The 21,193-nt window shown below is 49.9% G+C and carries 17 protein-coding genes and 1 CRISPR repeat array; of the genes, 5 read left to right on the top strand and 12 right to left on the bottom strand.

Features of this window, described 5'->3' with window-relative positions:
* Positions 1 to 2: 2 nt before the first annotated feature.
* The gene (locus ACYQ2L_RS00550) at positions 3 to 1,415 is read right to left on the bottom strand and encodes a hypothetical protein (protein ID WP_460049921.1); all 1,413 of its coding nucleotides are present in this window, start codon (positions 1,413 to 1,415) and stop codon (positions 3 to 5) included.
* A 117-nt stretch (positions 1,416 to 1,532) separates the two neighbouring features.
* Here ACYQ2L_RS00550 and ACYQ2L_RS00545 point away from each other — a divergent pair, with 117 nt between their 5' ends.
* The 3 genes from ACYQ2L_RS00545 to ACYQ2L_RS00535 are packed head-to-tail and all read left to right on the top strand — an operon-like array spanning position 1,533 to position 4,104.
* Positions 1,533 to 2,390 carry a response regulator transcription factor gene (locus tag ACYQ2L_RS00545; protein ID WP_460049919.1) on the top strand — a complete coding sequence of 286 codons (858 nt, stop codon included), beginning with the start codon at positions 1,533 to 1,535 and terminating at the stop codon, positions 2,388 to 2,390.
* Positions 2,387 to 3,088: a hypothetical protein gene (locus tag ACYQ2L_RS00540; protein WP_460049917.1), complete on the top strand. Its 702-nt coding sequence runs from the start codon at positions 2,387 to 2,389 to the stop codon at positions 3,086 to 3,088. The genes ACYQ2L_RS00545 and ACYQ2L_RS00540 overlap by 4 nt, the downstream gene beginning before the upstream one ends.
* Positions 3,082 to 4,104, top strand: a complete 1,023-nt coding sequence (locus tag ACYQ2L_RS00535) for an alpha/beta hydrolase (RefSeq protein WP_460049915.1) — start codon at positions 3,082 to 3,084, stop codon at positions 4,102 to 4,104. Before ACYQ2L_RS00540 ends, ACYQ2L_RS00535 begins: the two co-directional genes overlap by 7 nt.
* A 4-nt stretch (positions 4,105 to 4,108) precedes the next feature.
* Here the strand turns inward: ACYQ2L_RS00535 and ACYQ2L_RS00530 are convergent, their stop codons facing one another.
* The 6 genes from ACYQ2L_RS00530 to ACYQ2L_RS00505 form a co-directional block, all read right to left on the bottom strand.
* Positions 4,109 to 5,629, bottom strand: a complete 1,521-nt coding sequence (locus ACYQ2L_RS00530; RefSeq protein ID WP_460049913.1) for a methyl-accepting chemotaxis protein — start codon at positions 5,627 to 5,629, stop codon at positions 4,109 to 4,111.
* A 113-nt stretch (positions 5,630 to 5,742) separates the two neighbouring features.
* On the bottom strand, positions 5,743 to 5,994 hold the full coding sequence (locus ACYQ2L_RS00525; RefSeq protein WP_460049911.1) for a hypothetical protein: 252 nt from the start codon (positions 5,992 to 5,994) through the stop codon (positions 5,743 to 5,745).
* A gap of 250 nt (positions 5,995 to 6,244) precedes the next feature.
* Positions 6,245 to 7,207, bottom strand: a complete 963-nt coding sequence (locus ACYQ2L_RS00520; RefSeq protein WP_460049909.1) for a DUF6976 family protein — start codon at positions 7,205 to 7,207, stop codon at positions 6,245 to 6,247.
* A gap of 11 nt (positions 7,208 to 7,218) precedes the next feature.
* Positions 7,219 to 7,443: a hypothetical protein gene (locus ACYQ2L_RS00515; RefSeq protein ID WP_460049907.1), complete on the bottom strand. Its 225-nt coding sequence runs from the start codon at positions 7,441 to 7,443 to the stop codon at positions 7,219 to 7,221.
* Between the two features lie 138 nt (positions 7,444 to 7,581).
* On the bottom strand, positions 7,582 to 8,304 hold the full coding sequence (locus tag ACYQ2L_RS00510) for an ABC transporter permease (RefSeq protein WP_460049905.1): 723 nt from the start codon (positions 8,302 to 8,304) through the stop codon (positions 7,582 to 7,584).
* 1 nt (position 8,305) lies between these two features.
* Positions 8,306 to 9,031, bottom strand: a complete 726-nt coding sequence (locus ACYQ2L_RS00505) for an ABC transporter ATP-binding protein (RefSeq protein ID WP_460049903.1) — start codon at positions 9,029 to 9,031, stop codon at positions 8,306 to 8,308.
* A gap of 61 nt (positions 9,032 to 9,092) precedes the next feature.
* Between ACYQ2L_RS00505 and ACYQ2L_RS00500 the strand changes: the two genes are divergently transcribed.
* Positions 9,093 to 9,722: a TetR/AcrR family transcriptional regulator gene (locus ACYQ2L_RS00500; RefSeq protein ID WP_460049901.1), complete on the top strand. Its 630-nt coding sequence runs from the start codon at positions 9,093 to 9,095 to the stop codon at positions 9,720 to 9,722.
* A 233-nt stretch (positions 9,723 to 9,955) separates the two neighbouring features.
* Positions 9,956 to 10,717 carry an RIO1 family regulatory kinase/ATPase domain-containing protein gene (locus tag ACYQ2L_RS00495; protein ID WP_460049899.1) on the top strand — a complete coding sequence of 254 codons (762 nt, stop codon included), beginning with the start codon at positions 9,956 to 9,958 and terminating at the stop codon, positions 10,715 to 10,717.
* Positions 10,718 to 10,776: 59 nt separating this feature from the next.
* On the opposite strand, the gene ACYQ2L_RS00490 is transcribed toward ACYQ2L_RS00495, so the two are convergent.
* The 5 genes from ACYQ2L_RS00490 to cas4 form a co-directional block, all read right to left on the bottom strand.
* Positions 10,777 to 11,739, bottom strand: coding sequence for a virulence RhuM family protein/type II toxin-antitoxin system death-on-curing family toxin (locus tag ACYQ2L_RS00490; RefSeq protein WP_460049898.1), 963 nt, complete (start codon positions 11,737 to 11,739; stop codon positions 10,777 to 10,779).
* 3 nt (positions 11,740 to 11,742) lie between these two features.
* Entirely contained in the window at positions 11,743 to 12,861 is a 1,119-nt protein-coding gene (locus ACYQ2L_RS00485) for a HigA family addiction module antitoxin (protein ID WP_460049896.1), read from the bottom strand.
* A gap of 392 nt (positions 12,862 to 13,253) precedes the next feature.
* Positions 13,254 to 18,982: direct repeats of the CRISPR family, unit length 32 nt; unit sequence GTTTCAATCCACGCTCCCGCACGGGGAGCGAT.
* Between the two features lie 185 nt (positions 18,983 to 19,167).
* Positions 19,168 to 19,458 carry a CRISPR-associated endonuclease Cas2 gene (gene cas2 / locus ACYQ2L_RS00480; protein ID WP_460049894.1) on the bottom strand — a complete coding sequence of 97 codons (291 nt, stop codon included), beginning with the start codon at positions 19,456 to 19,458 and terminating at the stop codon, positions 19,168 to 19,170.
* Between the two features lie 5 nt (positions 19,459 to 19,463).
* Positions 19,464 to 20,495 (bottom strand): type I-C CRISPR-associated endonuclease Cas1c, encoded by a 1,032-nt coding sequence (gene cas1c / locus ACYQ2L_RS00475; RefSeq protein ID WP_460049892.1) that lies wholly within the window; start codon positions 20,493 to 20,495, stop codon positions 19,464 to 19,466.
* Positions 20,480 to 21,133 (bottom strand): CRISPR-associated protein Cas4, encoded by a 654-nt coding sequence (gene cas4, locus ACYQ2L_RS00470; protein ID WP_460049890.1) that lies wholly within the window; start codon positions 21,131 to 21,133, stop codon positions 20,480 to 20,482. The genes cas1c and cas4 overlap by 16 nt, the downstream gene beginning before the upstream one ends.
* Positions 21,134 to 21,193 lie beyond the last annotated feature (60 nt).

Raw genomic sequence — 21,193 nt, 5'->3', positions numbered from 1 at the left:
CTCTACTCCACTACCAGAAAATCAAGCTGACTCGAGTGCAGGTCTCCCCCTGCATCCTCTACAATCAAGGTAAGTCGATACACGCCACCACTCGACAGCGGTGAACTGTCTACTTCCACTCGATGTACTTCTACCTCACTACTCATGGCTGAATGTTCGGCATTCCCCTCAAGCAGCCAGGTGTAGGCAACGAATCCTTCCGTAGCATGTATCTCCATAAATTGCGGATAGCCGCTGGAACCAGTCCTGCTGAGCACAAGCTCGCTACCTTCGAACAGGATCTCCGGGTCCTCAGGATTCTGCAGATTGATCTGGATCTGCATACTCGGGCCCTCTACAACCTGGAAACCGAGCTGACTGGAGTACAACTCTCCCGCATCATCCTCGACAATAAGGGTGAGGCTGTGAGAACCTCCGAGTTCCAGCTCAAGCGCATTCACCTGAACCTGCCAGGGAAAATCCTGATCTACTGTCAGACCCGGGTGTGCAGCATCACCATTCAGCAGCCAGCTGTAGTTCGCAAAGCCCTGGCTTGCCGATACCGTCATGCTGGACGGATAATCCTCGGTACCAAGATGACTGAGAATGAGTTCTGTGCCATCAAATACTATTTCCGGGTTATCCGGATTCTGAAGATCAATTGTGACACTCAAGTCGCCGGTTACATCCCCAAGCGTGAAGCCCATATCCAGCACAGTCGATCCCTGGTTGTACAGCCAAAGATAGAAATACCCCGCTCCGGCAAGAGCCGCTGGATCAGTGAAAATTTCACCTTCCGGAGTTTGCTGCACTGCAAGCAGAAACTCATCGATCGTCGCTATATCAGTATCGCCTTCCGGATACACCGAAAGAAAATAGCCAGCGAGATCCTCTGCATGCACCTTGTACACCAGGAACGACGAAGCCGGCAGGTTGATTCCATCGAACACCTCTCCGGGGCCACTCAGATTAATGTGATTTGATTCCGGTACAATATCCGGATGCGGCAGCAGACGCAGACTGACAGCTGTTTCTGCATTTGCCCGAAGACTGAAACTCTGCTCAGCGAAATGCACCCCACGTCCATTGGCATCGAGTACAGACACCTGAATTTGATACTCCCGATCTGCGGGCACGGAATTAAACACGGCCCTTCCATGCATCCTGCCATCACGCTCCTGTAATTCCACTGCCACTGCAGTCTGAAATTCATGACCTATACCTGACAGCACCACTGCTGCCGCCTCGAATCCCGGCAGAATGAAACGTGCGCCGGAATTGTGCCGGGAAACACCCAACACCGGTAAGGTAAAATCAACAGAAATCTGTTCATGACTTGCAGAAGAATTTATCGGAAGATTACAGGCTGTAATCGTAAGTAGTACGGCAAGGGCGATCAGGGCTGAAAACAGCATCCTTCTATGATAACGCTCCATATATACTCCCCCTCGTTTAAATATATTTCGCGTTCTTGTCCCTAACTATGGGTCAAACGGCCCATTTTATATTTTGTAGTATGGAAAAAGTCTGAAAGAGAGAGATATATTGTAGGCATGTTAGACGCATGCTCTTATTCTCCACTCTTTCAGACTGAAGACATCGCGAACCGTATTGTCACCGCGGCAGCAGAGCACTTCCCACTGCCCGGGCAGGCCTTCATCGCTGATCCTCAGACAGGTTGCAGCTGGCAGAGCGCTGCCGACTTTATCTCCAGACACTGCAGCCCTTCTGTGCAGGATTGGGTGGAAATCGGCAGAGACGCCGCACAACAGGGACTGAGCCCTTTGTGCTCAGTAATTATTCCAACCCTTCAAACCCGGACATACTTAGGCTACATAATTGCCTGGATACAGACCCATTCTGCAATGTCCAGGGTTTACATTACACAACACAACCGCAGAATCGTCACCATACACAGCAGAGGAGCAGACAATACACCGATTGATATGGCTGTCTCCTGCGTTCAGTCAGGTTATGCGTTCGGACTCATACAACAGCACATGCCGCAAGCGAGACTGCTTGACATCGAGCCTGAAGCCGGAGCTGTTATTGCCTGCAGCATACAGCTGAAGCAGAGGAATTTATTCCGAAGACTCTTCACTGGACTACGGGTATCCTGGAAGCTGTCCGGCGCATTCGATGAAATGAGCGATGAGCTGGATTCCTTCTCTGCTCAAGCCATGTCAGGCTGTACTGATCCTGAAGATAGAAGAGAACTTGAAGGTCTGAGTCCCCGCGAGCAGGAAGTAGCATTGCTCCTGCTTGGTGGAAAAAGCCGAAGCGAAATTGCTGAAATTCTGCATGTAGCACTTCCGACAATCAAACGTCATACCGAAAAGATCTACAGAAAGCTGGGAGTCCACAGCCGTTTCGAGCTCTTGAATGCCGTCAGTGAAAGGCAACTCCCGTGAAGAAACAACACATTATGAGCATGATAGTGCTCACATTCCTTGCCGTCATCAGCCTGCCAGCACAGACCAACGAGACTTCTACCCAACAGATCAGCCTCTATGCCGGCTGGGAATCAACCTGGATAATCGGTCTGGACTATTCCCGTTCCATAGACAGACTTCCCGGTTCAATCTGGACTACCAGACTCAGTCTGCCGGTATTCGTCGAGGGATTATTTTCTGGAGGGAAAATCGAAACCGGTCTTGATTCCATACTGCAGGGAGCAGTCATGGGCTGGGGCATGTCCACACGGGCCCTTACCGGCATCGCATGGTCCTCCGATGACCTTGGAAGCAGAATCTCCTGGACTGCACGGACATCCCTGGCACCTGGTATCTACAGGGAATCATGGCATATTGCCCTGGAGACTAGCTGGCGTGCAGCCTTGCTCACCTGGTTCAGACATGCTGATCATGTACACGCTGCATTCTCAGACCGCTATCCCGGAGACAGTGGCGGTCGTGCCCACAGCGGCCCGTATCTTCTGAGTTCACAGTCAACGCGTATCGGAATCAGTACAGCTGCATCACCTGCCCCATGGCAGATTTCTGTGCGGGGCGGACTCGAGCAATCCTGGTCGCTTGCCGGAGATCAGGCTGCTCCACCGATTTTCCCGCTGCCCTTTTATGCAGAAATTGCGGGAGGCTATTCATGGTAGTTACAGGAACGAATCGCTTCTATACCGGGATTCTACTGCGTGTCGGCATTCTCCTCAGCATCCTGTTACTCTCCACCTGCACAACATTCCACCACCCCGGCCTGCTCGTTCCGCTCACTGCCGAGCAGGATTCGGCCATTCCTTCTATCGCCCTGGAGGCTGCCGGGCATTCACGCCTTGTACATGTACGGACGTATGGAAATAGCGGCGATCCGATCATTCTTATACTGCATGGCTCACTATCCGATTCCAGATCCATGCTGCCCCTGGCTGCTCTGGCAGATGACGGATATCGGGTAGTATTCTGGGATCAGCGTGGAAATGGACTTTCCGAACGGATTACCGCTGCTGAGTACACACTGGAATCGATTATTGAAGAAATTGATGCAGTTGCCGATTACTTTGCTCCCGGCCAGCCGGTCCGCCTGATCGGACACTCATTCGGTGCAATGTATACCGCTCTCTACCTCTCCGAACGACCTCAACGCGTTGCCCAGGCAGTCATGATAGAACCAGCCGCCCTCAACGGCGAAATTTTCGATCAGACATTCAATGACATTATCAGCATAAACCTGTTCAATCCAAAAATGAATTCGCTGTTCTGGCAGTCCGAGCAGATCAGCCCGATGAACCACGAAGCAGTTGACTATCGCGCCCGGATGATACTGCTCAACGGAACCCAGACCAACTATCACGTGGATCCCGACAACCCACCTGCCTGGCCAGTCTGGCGCTCCGGCGGCTGGGCAGAAATCTACCGAAGCTCACTGCTGGGAAGCAATGCACTCGGCCAGGGATTCAGTTATGACTTTGCGCATGGAGCAGAAGACTATCCAAACCCCGTGTTATTTGTAGGCAGCAGCTCCAGCGCCCTCGGCGCTGACTACCAGTCCCGCTGGCATCTCCCCCTGTTCCCGAACGGCGCCAGCGTGGCTCTCATTCCGAACAGCGGACACCGTCTGATCCAGGAAGACAGCAGCAGCCTGCTTTTTGCAGTCAGGGACTATCTGGAATAGATACTCAGGTCCGGACATGAGCCGCAACCCAGTCAACAGCCTCATTAATATCTACAAAAGCCTGGCAGATATCCTCAACCCCGCCCTCGGCAAACATCCGCTGCATCTGCATACGGTTCAGCGCACTCTGAACCACATTGGCGTTGGCCTGCATAGCATGCTCACGGTTCCATTGAAAGGATTCCATAATAACCGCTTCGACTGCTTCATCAGCAGTGTCCCACTCACGCAGATCGGTCACCAGCCCCCAGGCCGAAGCCGTGTGTCCCTGCATCGCATTGTGAAAATCCTGCAGATATCTTCGTGCATCATCTTCCTGCCAGACCCCACGAATTACCTCATGCATAATCCTTGTATCAGCATCAAACCGGAACTCATACAGATCCCCGGCAGAAGCCCCGGACCGGACCCCGTTTCGTTCCAGAACCTGAACAATATCCTGCGCCGCCGCCGAAACCTCGCTCACCGTCCTGTCGAGCTCCTCGCTCTGATCGGAAACCCCCTCGACCCGTTCCATCAAGGCCTGGTTGGCATTCCCGATTACCTGCATGGAATGCACCATGCGCTCACGCCCCGTTGCCATCTCCATGGATGCGCTGGAAACCTCCGAAGTCAAGCCGATCATCCGCTCCAGAGCCTGCGTAACCTGCCCACTGCCCTCAGCCTGCTCCTGCATCGCCATGGTTATCTCCCGCTCCCGGTCATGCACATTGCGGATTACGCCCGAAAGCTCCTCAATGAGCCGCTGGGACACCTCACTGGCCTCTGCGGTATCTCCGATTCTGGTTCTGACCTTCGTCAGATTATTGCTGATCGACCGCGATTGCGCAGCCGCATTCTCGGCCAGCTTGCGGATTTCCGCTGCAACTACCGCAAAGCCGCGCCCCGACTCTCCTGCATGAGCCGCCTCGATCGCCGCATTCATAGCCAGCAGATTCGTCTGGGATGAAATCGACTGAAGCACCTCATTGGCCTCTTCCAGCCCATCCGACTCAGCCGCAATCTGTCGGATCAAAGTATCGAGCTGAGTCATGTGATCCTTGCCCAGCTGGAACTTCTGGTTCAGGGTATCAAAATGTCCGGAGTTCGAATCCAGCATGCGCCGCAAGGAAGAAATATTCGCCACCATCTCTTCGGTAGCAGCCGAAGCCTCCTCCACCATGGAAGACTGATCCTGAATCAACTCACTCAACGAACCGATCGACTGACTGATCTGCTCGATAACCGCCGTGGTATCCTGGGTCTCACTCGACAGTGTATTCACCGCCTGACGCATCTCGCCAATCGCCATGCTGATGTACCGCGTCCCCGTTCTGGTCACCGCCATCCGCCGCGAAATCCGCCCCTCAACATCTCCCAGCTCCTGCAAGGCCGAACGCAGCGAGCCCACAGAGTCCTCCGCCGAATGCAGCTCCCGCTCACCTGCCTGCATTGCCTGCCGGTCACGGCGTACACGAACAGAAAACAGCAGCGACGCCACACCCAGCCCAAGCAGAAACGCAAGAACTCCCACTGCAACAATCATAAGCCCTCCGGCAATGAAGCAATTTAATAGCTTTTTGCAAAATTAAATTTTGCATGAGCATTCGCAAGATTATAAATTCTCAAGTTGTTTACATAAAACAACTTGAGAATTCGCTACTGATGCGAGGAGGAAATTGCACATAATTTTGCAATTTCCTGTGTATAATAAATTATATCATAGTTGCTCACGAGCTTATACATGAGGGCGCCACCCACTACCGGCAGGTAGCGGGTCGGGCTCTCCGCTTCAACTCCTCGGGTTTGAGATATCGCTTCGCGAATCTCTACACCCTGCGGGGTACCGCTGCGATCCCTGGCGCAGGATTTGACAAATACGTGAGCTTTTTGCAAAATTACATTTTGCATGAGCATTCGCAAGATTATAAATTCTCAAGTTGTTTACATAAAACAACTTGAGAATTCGCTACTAATGCGAGGAGGAAATTGCACGTCATTTTGCAATTTCCTCACGTGTTATCGTTTTTATAGATATCGAGAATTCCCTGCCATGCTTCCGGTTGAGTTCATAAAATTATTCCGGGAACGCCTGTAATTCCAAAAAACAACGCCCGACAGAACAAGCCTGCCGAGCGGTTAAAACGGTAGTTGCAGGTCTCTACTTGATCTGCAGATATACCAGCGTCTGGTTCAGAAGCTGGTAGGCTATTTCGCCGAAGGTAATCGGCCCCGACATTCCAGGAGTCTGCTTTCCTTCCAGTTCCGAGTACAGGAAGTTCAGAATACAGTTGCATGAGAATGCGGTTTCGACGTCACTGGGTAAAGCCTTGGTGAATTCGGTGACATAGTCCTGAATCGGACTGGCAATTCTGTACTCAACGCCGGAGAAAACCGGTGCGTAAAAATCAACCGTATTGTCTTTGACAGCCTGGAAACTGACATTCACCATTGCACCGCTGTAATTGGCAACCAGCGGCAATCTTGTATCAGCATTGATTCGTCTCAGATAGGCAGCCAGGTTTTCCTGTACACCGTTAACGAAACAATCACCGGCAGAAAAGCCGGTTTCACTGAAGGTAATCGTATCGCCATTCCCCTGCCGGAACAGGTTTATGATGCCGATTTCCGGTGTCCGACCCGCCTGAATTTCGCAGTGCATGACCACCGCTGCCTGATCCGAGACCTGCCCGGTACTGCCGTCGAAGACCTTGGGTGTAATGCTGCCCAGATCATCCAGATGTACCCCGGCAATCCAGCCGATAATGCTTTTCATGAACAGCCCCGCATAATCAGGAGCGTTCTGAGCATATGCCGTGTGCGCAGGGCTGGTAGCTGGAATAATGACCAGTGAAAAGCCATTTTCCGGAGCATCAGCAGGAATCTGCGGCAAGGCCTTTTCCTCGTACATCTTGATTCTGGTGTTTATTACCGCACCCGGAGCCTCGGTTACAAAAACCCTGTCCTGGCTTACGGTCCCACCGGACTCATCCATGAAATAGGGAATAGTCCCGGCAATCCAGTTACCCTTTGGAAGCTGTTTCAACAGCCTCTCTTCACCAGCAATAAACAGACACTTACCGGCGCTGATATCTTTCTCTAATTCCTGAGTTGTCTTGAGCATACGTTGTTCTCCTAACCGAATACTGCCTGAATGTCTTCACCAAGAATATGTGCATACTTGGAAAAAAAAGCGTGAACCTCCGAGACAGCCTTCTGCCGGGTCTCGGCTGAACCATCACCAGCCAATCTGCGAACGTTCCTGGAAACGCACATCCCAGCCGGGGTCGATTTGAATTGATGAGCTATACCGCCTGTCACAAGCTGCTCCCATCGAGTGTCAGTAATATCGGGAATCATTTATCCTCCTCCTTGAATCAGTTACCTTGATTTGTACTGTAGTAGCTGATTGTTGGAAAGTCAAAAAAATTACAGTAAAAATTTCTGGTCCTGACGGAGAAACCGGAAGAATTTTCGCCGATCGCCCTGCTGTGCTTCCTACCCACGCTTTCGCAGGGACCACAGGGCTGCCAGGAATGCGACAAGCGCCCAGACTGCAACAATCACGTAAGATTGCAGCTCAGCAGTGAAATAATCAGGAGCAAAGGCAGCTCGCATGGTATCTGCTACATGCTGCAGCGGGAGCCAGCGATGAACAGCCGCTAACCAGCCAGGCAGGCGTTCGGGTGGGAAATTTATAGGAGAAAACAGCAGAACCGCAAAAATCAGGATCTGACTCATTAAATGCGTTGTTTTTGGCGGCAGCAGCGCTGCCATGGCGTATCCAATGCACATTGAAGTGAACCCGATGAATAACAACACCATAATTCCAGCAACCGAGATAGTAATGCTGATGTCCAGATACCAGGATCCAATTACGAATGCCAATAGAATCCCCGGCAGGGTTATGCAGAACCAGTAGATTGAATCCCCGACTATATATACCCAGCGCCCGATTGGCCATGAAAGCATATACTCCAGAATTCCTTTTGTTTTATCCTCTGCTACCATTTGTGACAGAATAGTAAGTCCGGTGGTGAGCATAATTACGGTCGGCGCACCGGTAGTAAGATACAAGGCCGTCATCGTGTCAATTTCCGGCAGCAGAAACGAGAATCCAAAAATCACTCCCACAGAAATGAGGGTCTGGACAATGAAAAAGAGCAGAACATGCAGACGGTTCCGGTTAAACTGCCAATACATATAATAGAACAATCCCATATTACTTCTCCTCCATACTCAGATGAGCAATTCTGATGTATACATCTTCCAGTGAGCTGTCTCCAGCGATATCCCTCGGGGTTCCTATGGCCTGTATTTTTCCATGATCAATGATTGATAATCGATCTACTGCAGCCTCTGCCTCATGCACATTATGGGTAATAAGAAATACCGCAGCACCAAAATCCTTCAATGCTCGAATCTGCTTCCACAGCAGTCTTCGCCGCATAGGATCCACATCGTTGGTCGGCTCATCGAGTATCACCACATCCCCTGGTACTACCGCCGCCATGCAGAAGGTAACCAGACGCTTCACACCGCCGGAGAGATGTTCACCTCCTGCATTGGCCCATTCATTCAGCTCCAGTTCTGAAAACAGATGCGCCGTCCGTTTTTTAACATCGCTTCGGCTACCTCCCCGGATAAGCCCGACGGTCTGCACCGCTTGTGTCGGAGATAATCCTCCTAATGTGATCTGTCCCTGCGGCTGAATAGAACAGCGACTGCGGGCGTGTCGCGGGGAACGAACCAGATCAACTCCATCCAGCAGCATCCTGCCAGATGTCGGTTTCAGATACCCACCTACCTGCGAGACTAAAGTAGTCTTTCCTGCACCATTCGGTCCCAGAAGACCGAAAACCTCACCGCGTTCAATTTGCAGTGTAATACCATCATTGGCCCGGACACCTCCTGGGTATACCTTCACCAACGAATCAATGCTGAGCATGCTTGTCTCCTTCTGTAATATGCGTTAATATACTAGATAGTATATTAATACTACATAGTATATGAAAAATCCAGAAATCAGGAAAGAAATGCAGAAAAAAAGACTTAACCGTGAGGAACAGAAAAAACAGACCCGTGCAGATTTGATTGCAGCAGCAACCAGGTCATTCCCTGAGCACGGTTTCCATGGAACATCAATAGATAAAATTGTCGAAGTTGCAGGGTATACCAAGGGAGCCTTTTACGCCCACTTTGCAGACAAGGAAGAAATTTTTCTCCGTGTAATAATGCAGCAGAATAATGAAACCATGCATGAGACACAGCAGGCGCTTGCAGCCGGAGCCGGCTTTGACGAGATACTCCGTGGATACCAGGATGAATATCGACGGAACCCACCGGAGCTACGGACATGGATTCTGCTCAAAGTGGAATTTTTCCTCCATGCTGCCAGAACAGAGCACCTACACGACACGGTGAGAAAATTTTTCAGAGATACACTACATGGAATCACCCGAATGATTGAACAGGCATACGCAAGCAGTAAACAAACCCCACGCTATTCCATAGAAACTGCCGCGCAATTATTTATGGCACTAGATACCGGATTCGCATTACATTTTTTGATTGATCCTGAATCTGCTCCGGTCGGAGACCTCGAATCAATTTTTCATTCAGTATTTCTCCAGGACTAGAATAATTAAACCTGTTCTTTCACTTGTTATATCATAGGAGCACCGGTTACAGTTTCTTTATCACATCCCGAAGCAAGGAGGCAGTACATGCAGAATAACTCGATCACTACAGGGGCGGTACTGTCACTCTTCCTACATTCACGCTAAGCACGCAAGAATCCTGACGGCAGTATCGTAATCGACAAACTGGCTACTCAATTGACGCGCATTAAAGATGCGCCGTAAGGATTACCATGAATTTTACTGATTTTGATGAACCGGAAGAGCTTTCCGCGTTCGCATACTTTATTACAGAAGGTGTTATCTCCGCAGGCGGACCTGTTCTCAAACAGGGAAAGGAAGCCTGTGTATATCGGTGTCCGGCAGATGAAATGGCACGTTCACCTGAAGTGGCCGTCAAGGTCTACAAGAACATCGAACACCGAAGCTTCAAGGCCATGTCGGGCTACCTCCAGGGCAGGTTTATCGAAGCCGGAATCAACCGGAGGGACACAATGCATATTCTCTCGACACCGAGCTTGCTCCAGGCATTCTGGGTGGATTCAGAATTCTCGGTAATTCAGCGTCTGTATGATGAAGGACTACCCGTACCGTTTCCTGTTGCCAAAGGCACAACTGCACTGGCGATGGAATTTATCTATGCAGATGACGAAACATTCGAAGCAGCTCCACGGCTGCGGGATTACCGATGCGAGCGTGAAGAACGCCGGGAGATCAAGTCCATTCTGCTGAATGCGATTGATAACATGCTGAATCTTGACATTATTCACGGAGATCTCTCCCCGTACAATGTTCTCGTAAGCAAGGGCAAGCCGGTAATCATAGATTTTCCGCAAGCAGTTGACGTAAGGTACAACACTCGCGGGCAGGCAATGCTTGAACGCGACATCCTGAATATCTGCCGCTATTGCCCGGATCCCGAGATACCACCCGAACACGAAGCAGCACAGCTGACATCCCGATTTTGGGATCCAATAAGGATGGGGCCAGGTTAATAGCCTGGCTTATGCCGTCGATCATCCTGCACTTTTATCTTACAGGAGTTGTTTATTTCCTACTCCTGGTTCCTGTTGAGGATGCTGATTATTAACCGTTTCACTATGTCTGCTTCATCCGCTTTGCTGGTGGCTATAAACAGGGTTACGGCCGCCAGAGTATTGTTGTCCATAATGAGGCTGCCGTCCTTTTTAATCAGGATATTATTCTGTTCCAGAAACAAGAGAAAACAGGCTGCGGCAATGCGTTTGTTTCCATCCACAAAGGAGTGGTTTTTGGTAATAAAGTAAAGCAGATTGGCCGCTTTCTCCTCTATGGTCGGGTATAGTTCTGTTCCGCCAAATCTCTGTTGAATCTGACCAATAGAACTATTAAAGCTTTCATCTTTAGGCTGAGCAAACACATCAGATTTGAAATCGGAATACATATCTTTTATGAGTTTCATATAGTCGTCATAGCTAGGATAGACAGCCGTTTGCCGGGTGTTTCCTTTTATGTCCAGGGCTTCATGGTCGTAGTCGTCGAGAAGGGCAAGACCATGAGAAAAGAGATGAAAGACTTCCCGATCTTTTTCATCTGCAGCTGCTTCAATGGCCCGGCTGACAATCCGGATGCCGGTTTTCAGATATTCTACTTCCTGCTGTTTTTGCTGCAGCCGATTTTCGTTTATGGCATAGCCCTGAACCAGGTAGTTTTTCAGGCGCTGGGTTGCCCATTGGCGGAATTGTGTAGCCTGTGAAGAATTGACCCTATAACCTATAGATAAAATCATATCCAGATTATATAAATTCATCTTTCTTTTTTTCTTATCTGCGGCAACCTGTTCCAAAATGGAACAGGTTGATTCTTTTTCCAGTTCCTCAGAGTTGTAAATATTTCCAATATGCTTAACGATTGCCGGTCTTTTCACCTCAAAAAGTTCTGCAATGGAATGGGCGTCAAGCCAGATAGTATCTTCTTCCAGTCTTACACTGATTTCAGTTCCTTTTGCTGTTTTGTAAATCTCAATTTTATTTTCCATCTTTTACCCCATAACCAATTCTTTCGGAATAAGTGGCAGTACTTTTTTCTTGTACTTGTTCACCTTTCTGTAATCAACATGGCCCTTCTGATGTAGTACCCAAAGAATAACTGATTCTTCAATCTGTAATTCCTCGGCAATCTTTTTCAGTTTAACTTCAGAGAAATAATTCAGGTACGGCTGTGATTTCTGCAGGATCTCACCAACCCTCAGCATTTCTTCGGCTTTGACATCAGCTTCATTCTCCCTTTCATCACCACCGATATGCTCAACAATATCATCGAGAAAGGCATCACAGATTTTTTTGTCCAGATGTAACAACACATGGGCAATTTCATGAGCCAGGGTAAACCAGAAAATATCCACACGGTCATGACGCGCGGTAAAAACTATTGCCGGATTACCCTCATCCAGGAAACAGGCTCCATCCAGATATGTCTTTGAAACATGAGAGAGCACAAAAAACTTTATTCCTGCCTCATTCAGATCGGAAACAAGTCGAGCTATTCCATCTTTCATGAAGGTATACCTTGAATACATGCTAACGATCTCTTCAAGCTTCTTTTTATCATACTCAGGAACTTCGATTTTTTTTGATTTTATTCCGGCTACTTTCCTCCAGGTGAGGGTATAGTTGCTTGTGTATTCGCTTTTCCCTTTTTTTTGCCTGGCGCAATATTCCTGCCCGGCATTGTCGTATACTGAACAGTCATCAGGCTCAGTGGACCAAATGCTTCGATAAAGATCTTCATATCCTTCAGCGCTTGTATCTCCTGAAAACCATCCTTTCTTCAGAATTTCCGACGCCGGCATTCTTTTAATTATTTCAAGTTTTCTTTCTGTCTCATTCTCTTTTTTTGAATCTGATTCAATGGACAGCCGATACTGAGTGTCCAGATTGAGCCACAATTCAGCGCTCGTTTCAAATGCTTTACCCAACAACCGTGCCGTTTCAATAGTGATTCTGACCTTATTATTGATTATCTGGCTAAGCTGCTTGGGTGACAGATCGATAAGCTCTGCCAGCTCCTCCTGACTCCAGTCCCTGTCTTCAAGATAATCTTTTATATATTGTCCCGGCCCCACAGTAATAAAGGACTTTACATCGCTGGAATCAATCATGTCTCTGCTCCTATTACCCGATAGTCCGGTTTTATTTATATTGCTTCCTAATTTCGTCACTACCGACTACACAAACGTGTCCTTTCAACATTCTCCCTATTAATTTCAACTTCCAGACGGTATTTTCCTGTCAGCCGGAAGGAATACCGGTTCCTGAATTCCTGCAATCTATCAAAGTGCATGGCTCTCCATGACATAAAGCCATTAATGTCTTTCGCAGTCTCAATAAACCTGACGACAAAACAGGATTTCATTTGAGTATAGTATCGGGTGACTATGCTGAATTGTCAAACTGTTTTTTACCTTAAAGGTAAATTAATATTTGCATATACGGATTGTTTTGATACTTAATCATTGAGCAATGCATCGCATTAGTATAGGTCGGCTGATTTGATTCAATGTACGCTCCCGCATGGGGAGCGATAGTGAATGGGAATGTTTTGTGGTGTTCGATATATCGTTTCAATCCACGCTCCCGCACGGGGAGCGATTTTACACTGATCAAGCACGGCGGCTGTCCGACTGGTTTCAATCCACGCTCCCGCACGGGGAGCGATGTTCGCGCAGCTTGACGATAATCCACTGGCCGTGGTTTCAATCCACGCTCCCGCACGGGGAGCGATGGTCGTGCGTTCGCGGACTTCCTCATGTACAGTTGTTTCAATCCACGCTCCCGCACGGGGAGCGATGTGTCACAGGTGGAGAGCTTGCGGTTGTCTTCAATGTTTCAATCCACGCTCCCGCACGGGGAGCGATGACTTTTGAAGCAAAGGGCACTATAGTTGACTTAGTTTCAATCCACGCTCCCGCACGGGGAGCGATAGGATACTTCAGGGATTATTTCATGGCTAGTGTAGTTTCAATCCACGCTCCCGCACGGGGAGCGATGTTCGCGCAGCTTGACGATAATCCACTGGCCGTGGTTTCAATCCACGCTCCCGCACGGGGAGCGATACAATGAGCTGGATGATGGAGAGCAGACACTGGGTTTCAATCCACGCTCCCGCACGGGGAGCGATCAGAGCTGCAGGAATATACTGACTTCTATGACGGGTTTCAATCCACGCTCCCGCACGGGGAGCGATCCATTCCCAAAGGAGGACAACATGGGGAGACCAAGTTTCAATCCACGCTCCCGCACGGGGAGCGATCCTGCCCCTGTGAACAATACGATGTCTTTTTCAGGTTTCAATCCACGCTCCCGCACGGGGAGCGATACGTAGGATTTCCCCTCAAACACCCTCTTGTCGAGTTTCAATCCACGCTCCCGCACGGGGAGCGATATCAGTGGACGCAGTGAACCCGGTAGTTGACCATGTTTCAATCCACGCTCCCGCACGGGGAGCGATACGCGAGGATATAATACACAAATACCGCACCGGCGTTTCAATCCACGCTCCCGCACGGGGAGCGATGCCTGCTGATTCGGGTTGTTAAGGTTCAGGTTGTTGTTTCAATCCACGCTCCCGCACGGGGAGCGATGTGCCTGACAATCCCGTTGACCTGTTTTTACCAATGTTTCAATCCACGCTCCCGCACGGGGAGCGATATACTGCAAGGATTGCGAGAGTAAGGAATATGTGGTTTCAATCCACGCTCCCGCACGGGGAGCGATCAGACTTTAGCGAAACAGCACAGGTGCCTAAATTAGTTTCAATCCACGCTCCCGCACGGGGAGCGATTTTTGCGGTCAAGGTCGCTTGCTCTATAACTAACAGTTTCAATCCACGCTCCCGCACGGGGAGCGATAGCGATTGACTGCTCAGTAATAGGCAACATACACGTTTCAATCCACGCTCCCGCACGGGGAGCGATGTGAAAATATTTGCATTATTTTGTGCATTTGTTGTGTTTCAATCCACGCTCCCGCACGGGGAGCGATCCACAATCTGCTGCTCTTCGTTCTGGCCTCTGCGGTTTCAATCCACGCTCCCGCACGGGGAGCGATAATCTTTTGGCGTGACGGAACGTCAGTTCGGTTCGGGTTTCAATCCACGCTCCCGCACGGGGAGCGATTGCCTTGCTTCATGAGACACAAATCATTATCCATGTTTCAATCCACGCTCCCGCACGGGGAGCGATCGTGTTTATCTATGCTCTGTATACCGGCAAACAGTTTCAATCCACGCTCCCGCACGGGGAGCGATGAGATATTAGACGGGGCAAGGGTTGAACGGATTTGGTTTCAATCCACGCTCCCGCACGGGGAGCGATTTGATCGGTCTTTGTTTCTCATTGATACATTTTCGTTTCAATCCACGCTCCCGCACGGGGAGCGATGGGAGTGGTATGACTAATTGTAAAATGTGCGATATGTTTCAATCCACGCTCCCGCACGGGGAGCGATCTTCGCAACACTCCACCGTGTCAGTATCGACGGTGTTTCAATCCACGCTCCCGCACGGGGAGCGATGTGCATCGCCTGATGTGCCAACAATATCCTGCCAGTTTCAATCCACGCTCCCGCACGGGGAGCGATAAGAGCGCAGATACGGAAACATAATATTCCGTGACGTTTCAATCCACGCTCCCGCACGGGGAGCGATTTGCTATAATCGGGCGCTTGCTTGGTGCCTGTAGTGTTTCAATCCACGCTCCCGCACGGGGAGCGATGTAAACGTCTTGTGTCAAAAGCAAGGCGGTCTGTGTTTCAATCCACGCTCCCGCACGGGGAGCGATCCGACATACAGGACGCCGCATTGGGGCAGAGGGCGTTTCAATCCACGCTCCCGCACGGGGAGCGATTAGGCGCTCTCGTGTCTATGTTGCCCACAAATGGTTTCAATCCACGCTCCCGCACGGGGAGCGATGACTGCGAAATAGTGCGCGCTGCAATGCGTGCAGAGTTTCAATCCACGCTCCCGCACGGGGAGCGATGATGTGGAACGCACTCCGATAACTGTTAAGCAGGTTTCAATCCACGCTCCCGCACGGGGAGCGATAAGATGCTGGGCGAATCGAAGTTCATGCGGGCGCTGTTTCAATCCACGCTCCCGCACGGGGAGCGATAGAGGGCTTTGCCGAGTTCTACGCAGCTCCCGGAGTTTCAATCCACGCTCCCGCACGGGGAGCGATATGCCCAGAACGCTGGCGCTCTATTCGGTGAGCTGTTTCAATCCACGCTCCCGCACGGGGAGCGATAACATTAGCCGAGCAGCAGCGCGCAAAGTTCCAGGTTTCAATCCACGCTCCCGCACGGGGAGCGATGTGATAGTATGAACATAATCACGCACATGACTACAAGTTTCAATCCACGCTCCCGCACGGGGAGCGATTTAGTAGCAAAGATATTATCATCTTCATGAGTGTGTTTCAATCCACGCTCCCGCACGGGGAGCGATAGCGTTGAGAGGGTCTACACGATAGACGACAGCGGTTTCAATCCACGCTCCCGCACGGGGAGCGATGGCGCTGATTGCTGTCCACCGTCACGACCGCCGAGTTTCAATCCACGCTCCCGCACGGGGAGCGATCTTTTACTTTCTTTGTTTCGACTGACCTAGCATGTGTTTCAATCCACGCTCCCGCACGGGGAGCGATCTGCTCTTAAGGTCAGACTGAAAAAAGATAACATGTTTCAATCCACGCTCCCGCACGGGGAGCGATCAAGGTGGATTCCTCTAAATGGCTTCCTGATAGCCGTTTCAATCCACGCTCCCGCACGGGGAGCGATAGACATAGCTCTAGACAAGTTCAAAGACTTCAATGTTTCAATCCACGCTCCCGCACGGGGAGCGATGACCAATCCACTCACAAACATTGCAGGTGTTTATGTTTCAATCCACGCTCCCGCACGGGGAGCGATAAGAACTGCAGCCCCGCCTGTCCGCTGGTCCAGGGTTTCAATCCACGCTCCCGCACGGGGAGCGATTGGCACTGGCTTTGATGATGATGTGCCGTTTTAAGGTTTCAATCCACGCTCCCGCACGGGGAGCGATAGCATACCCTGCATGATCTTTGACCATATATTCTGTTTCAATCCACGCTCCCGCACGGGGAGCGATATATTGGATAGCCGTTTTCATCTGTTTCAGTAGAGTTTCAATCCACGCTCCCGCACGGGGAGCGATCGCCTATTTTTGTTTGGAAATCCCCGGATGGAAAGTTTCAATCCACGCTCCCGCACGGGGAGCGATCGCTTGATACCGCAGAGCTGTCACCCGGAATGGTGTTTCAATCCACGCTCCCGCACGGGGAGCGATGTCCGGTAGTATCGGTATACGGCACCCCGAGCCATGTTTCAATCCACGCTCCCGCACGGGGAGCGATATGTTACTACGAGCAACACCGACACCGACCCTGAGTTTCAATCCACGCTCCCGCACGGGGAGCGATGCGCTCTATACTGTCACCATTCGACGGTCGCATGGTTTCAATCCACGCTCCCGCACGGGGAGCGATACCACACTGCAGTACATCAAAGCAGCAATTGATGTTTCAATCCACGCTCCCGCACGGGGAGCGATTAAGCGCGCACTTGCGAACAGGTTAGGGCGACTGGTTTCAATCCACGCTCCCGCACGGGGAGCGATGCCAGCGTTGCACGCTGTCACGTTTTTTGCAAAGGTTTCAATCCACGCTCCCGCACGGGGAGCGATCCAGCCTTAACTGCCTGTACGACCCGCCGACGATGTTTCAATCCACGCTCCCGCACGGGGAGCGATTGGAGCCTATGCTTAGGAGTTTGGATGATGGTGTGTTTCAATCCACGCTCCCGCACGGGGAGCGATAAAAACTGTTCGGTACCAATCAGGCTACTGCATGGTTTCAATCCACGCTCCCGCACGGGGAGCGATCGGGCGTTTGCTCGGTGCCTGTAGTGATGATAGTGTTTCAATCCACGCTCCCGCACGGGGAGCGATTTCAGCTGTGTAATGCTGTCGATTACCAAAGTTTTGTTTCAATCCACGCTCCCGCACGGGGAGCGATCATTGAAGACATTGAATTGTTAGAAGAGATTTTCGTTTCAATCCACGCTCCCGCACGGGGAGCGATAGATGCGCTATTATTATAAGTGTAAGGGGGCAACGTTTCAATCCACGCTCCCGCACGGGGAGCGATCGGCGCTGTTTACGCAGCTTCAATGTTCGGCAGAGTTTCAATCCACGCTCCCGCACGGGGAGCGATGTGAGACTGTTGTTGATTCGGGGGGTGATTGGGTTGTTTCAATCCACGCTCCCGCACGGGGAGCGATGTTAATACTAACGCCGATAATGGCGATGATTTACATGTTTCAATCCACGCTCCCGCACGGGGAGCGATTTCTTCATCGCCGTCAGACAACAATCCACGAGCGGGTTTCAATCCACGCTCCCGCACGGGGAGCGATCGGCCAACTCTCCGGTAAAACCGATTGAATCAAGGTTTCAATCCACGCTCCCGCACGGGGAGCGATGATTGACACGAGCGATGTTAAACACACGGGCAAAGTTTCAATCCACGCTCCCGCACGGGGAGCGATACGATTATCAGATATTGCAGCACATGTTTCTATGGTTTCAATCCACGCTCCCGCACGGGGAGCGATAACGCACGTCAAAGAGTTAATAGAAGGCAACTATGTTTCAATCCACGCTCCCGCACGGGGAGCGATTTCAGACGGCAGAAAAACAGCGCAGGGCGAAAACGTTTCAATCCACGCTCCCGCACGGGGAGCGATTTGTTATCTGACACCACTTTACCGTTGTCGAAACGTTTCAATCCACGCTCCCGCACGGGGAGCGATGTGGCGGGTACGTTAAAACCAGTCGTCAAAACACGTTTCAATCCACGCTCCCGCACGGGGAGCGATCAGGAGATGGCTGGGTAAAATACAAAACATGGACGTTTCAATCCACGCTCCCGCACGGGGAGCGATGGGAGGTAATGACATAGCGTCAGGTACAGCAATTGTTTCAATCCACGCTCCCGCACGGGGAGCGATCGTTGTGGACAGCTAACAAGTTGTTGGAGAAGCTGTTTCAATCCACGCTCCCGCACGGGGAGCGATTGACGCTTGGAAAAAATTGCGTCAGGATATGCTTGTTTCAATCCACGCTCCCGCACGGGGAGCGATAACAGAGGAACAACTTGACATGGTTGCTAAACTCGTTTCAATCCACGCTCCCGCACGGGGAGCGATACAGTCTATAATATATCATTACTCAGTATTGAGTTAAACCAGTATAAGCGCGAACTATCCCTTTTTTTGTAATGAGGATTCATAATTCCTTCTCTATTCTTTCAAAGATCATTGCATTGTAAATATTTAGCTACAACGCGATGGCTCCCTGTTTTCTTGTATCATTATGGTTCGCGAAGGATATTTTATACTATAAGTGGTTCATCAACATCGAGTGCAGGCTTCGCACCAACATGCTCTACCCTGTTCCGGTAGTTCTTTCCCAAATAGTAATATCGTAAACTGTCCAATTCTGCGTTAATGATTCCTTCTAGAGTATGTTTAAGCCGCGCCCACTGCCCGGGATCAATTACACACTCAAAGACTGAATACTGCACACGTTGCCCATAATTTTGACATTCCTTGGCAATTTTTCTTAATCGTCTGGCTCCACCAGGACTGGTAACTGCAACATCATAGCTTATTAAAACCATCATAGCATTTATCTCCAAAAAAAGGGAGGATACCCCTCGATGTCGCCGCGTATACTTCGAGCAAGCAAATTTGCCTGAACGAAAAAAAGCAAACCAATGGGAATAGTTTCCTCAATATAGGGATGAAAAACTTCTGTCTGCTTTCGGTTCTGGTATTCTGTTAGTAAAATCTTTCGAGCATCATCATTCATTGTCACCGCACCATTTTCTGCTCGTTTAAAATCTTTTTTTCGAAGCTGTCGCCTGTTGATCAATGATAAAACCAGCCTATCAGCAATCACTGGTCGTAACTCTTCCATTAGGTCGAGTGCAAGACCTGGGCGTCCTGGTCGGTCGCGGTGGAGGAATCCAACAGCTGGGTCAAGCCCAACTGTTTCCAGTGCTGATCGCATATCATGTGCAAGCAAAGTATATGTAAACGAAAGCAACGCATTTACTTCATCAAGAGGAGGCCGCCGACTACGTTCATGAAAACAAAAATCATTCTTCTGTTCAATAATAAAATGATTGAAAACACTGAAGTACACGGCTGCTGCCGCACCTTCAACACCTCTGATCTCATCGGTGGTCGATACTTTTTCCAATTGCTTAAGATATTGTGCAAGTTGACGAGCTCCACCATCCAATGAACTATGATTCACTTTTGATTTATGATCCCGAAGCGTTCGAAGAAGAATCAAGCGACTATTTGCAATTTTGGCAGCAACGAAGTTTGATGCATGTGAGCTGGTTACCTTAGGATTGTCTGCTTGACGGTATTGCGCTCTGCGAAGAAGTACATTGCCTCGTACAGGGCCATTCACCGATGCCAAAAATCGCCCGTATTCTGTTAAAAAAGAGATTCCTATGTCTCTTTCTGCACAGAAGCCAAGAAGAAACGGTGAACACAGAACATTACCAAAAGCGACAATTCCACCAACTGTATGAACTGGGAGTTGTAATATTTTTCTTGTTTCTTGCTCGACCACAATGGTTTCACCTTCTTTTCTGAGATAGCTACCTTGGGTTCCAACATATAGTGTGTTTAGAAGTTTTCGCATTCGGTATCCTCCTGCAGATTTCGCCGAATCTGATTTTTCATATATCTCATAATCTGCTTTCCGTTTGGTGCCATCGTACGTGGCATACAAATATCGATTAGAGAACACCGATCACATTTTTTCTTGGAATACTTTGCAGGTGGAGTTAAACCCGAATCATAGATATCTCTTGTACGCACAACAGTTGCAATCGTCTCTTCCCTTAGTAGGTCGTCAAATGAAATTGTTGTTCGGCGATGCTCCTGCAGGTAGTAGATTTGACCTTCGGGTACTACCACGTTGAACATTTCTTCAAGACATAGTGCCTGAGCACACAGCTGCACCAGGTCAAAGTTGTCTGCCTTTTTCCTGCCACGCTTGAACTCCACCGGTACAATTGAATCATATTTCCCATCGGGTGCTTTTTCAAATTCAACTAAATCGGCCTTGCCTACCAAGCCATGATGCAGGGATCGTAAAGCCAAACCGTATTCTGTACGGTTACTACGTCGCGACTCATGATGCACCACATCAACCCGTTCATGAAGTATATTCCCCTCTGTGGTGTATTTGTTCTCCGCCCACACCTGTTCAATATGTATGAGAGCGTACTGTCGTTCGCAAAACAAGACATGCTGGAGTGCGGAAATTGGAATCAAATCTGACTCAGAATACATTACCTGCCCTAACAAGCCGGGATCCTTCGACCCCGGCCTGGA

It is taken from the genome of Spirochaeta dissipatitropha, assembly GCF_054657935.1.
This window is presented reverse-complemented; position numbering and strand designations above follow the sequence as displayed.

Bases quoted from the DNA above. Each gene is read 5' to 3' on its own strand.
- ACYQ2L_RS00525 (WP_460049911.1), bottom strand. From the start codon at position 5,994: ATGCAAAATGTAATTTTGCAAAAAGCTCACGTATTTGTCAAATCCTGC.
- ACYQ2L_RS00510 (WP_460049905.1), bottom strand. From the start codon at position 8,304: ATGGGATTGTTCTATTATATGTATTGGCAGTTTAACCGGAACCGTCTG.
- ACYQ2L_RS00550 (WP_460049921.1), bottom strand. From the start codon at position 1,415: ATGGAGCGTTATCATAGAAGGATGCTGTTTTCAGCCCTGATCGCCCTT.
- ACYQ2L_RS00515 (WP_460049907.1), bottom strand. From the start codon at position 7,443: ATGATTCCCGATATTACTGACACTCGATGGGAGCAGCTTGTGACAGGC.
- cas1c (WP_460049892.1), bottom strand. From the start codon at position 20,495: ATGCGAAAACTTCTAAACACACTATATGTTGGAACCCAAGGTAGCTAT.
- ACYQ2L_RS00520 (WP_460049909.1), bottom strand. From the start codon at position 7,207: ATGCTCAAGACAACTCAGGAATTAGAGAAAGATATCAGCGCCGGTAAG.
- ACYQ2L_RS00485 (WP_460049896.1), bottom strand. From the start codon at position 12,861: ATGATTGATTCCAGCGATGTAAAGTCCTTTATTACTGTGGGGCCGGGA.
- ACYQ2L_RS00495 (WP_460049899.1), top strand. From the start codon at position 9,956: ATGAATTTTACTGATTTTGATGAACCGGAAGAGCTTTCCGCGTTCGCA.
- ACYQ2L_RS00500 (WP_460049901.1), top strand. From the start codon at position 9,093: ATGAAAAATCCAGAAATCAGGAAAGAAATGCAGAAAAAAAGACTTAAC.
- ACYQ2L_RS00530 (WP_460049913.1), bottom strand. From the start codon at position 5,629: ATGATTGTTGCAGTGGGAGTTCTTGCGTTTCTGCTTGGGCTGGGTGTG.
- ACYQ2L_RS00545 (WP_460049919.1), top strand. From the start codon at position 1,533: ATGTTAGACGCATGCTCTTATTCTCCACTCTTTCAGACTGAAGACATC.
- cas2 (WP_460049894.1), bottom strand. From the start codon at position 19,458: ATGATGGTTTTAATAAGCTATGATGTTGCAGTTACCAGTCCTGGTGGA.
- ACYQ2L_RS00535 (WP_460049915.1), top strand. From the start codon at position 3,082: ATGGTAGTTACAGGAACGAATCGCTTCTATACCGGGATTCTACTGCGT.
- ACYQ2L_RS00490 (WP_460049898.1), bottom strand. From the start codon at position 11,739: ATGGAAAATAAAATTGAGATTTACAAAACAGCAAAAGGAACTGAAATC.
- ACYQ2L_RS00505 (WP_460049903.1), bottom strand. From the start codon at position 9,031: ATGCTCAGCATTGATTCGTTGGTGAAGGTATACCCAGGAGGTGTCCGG.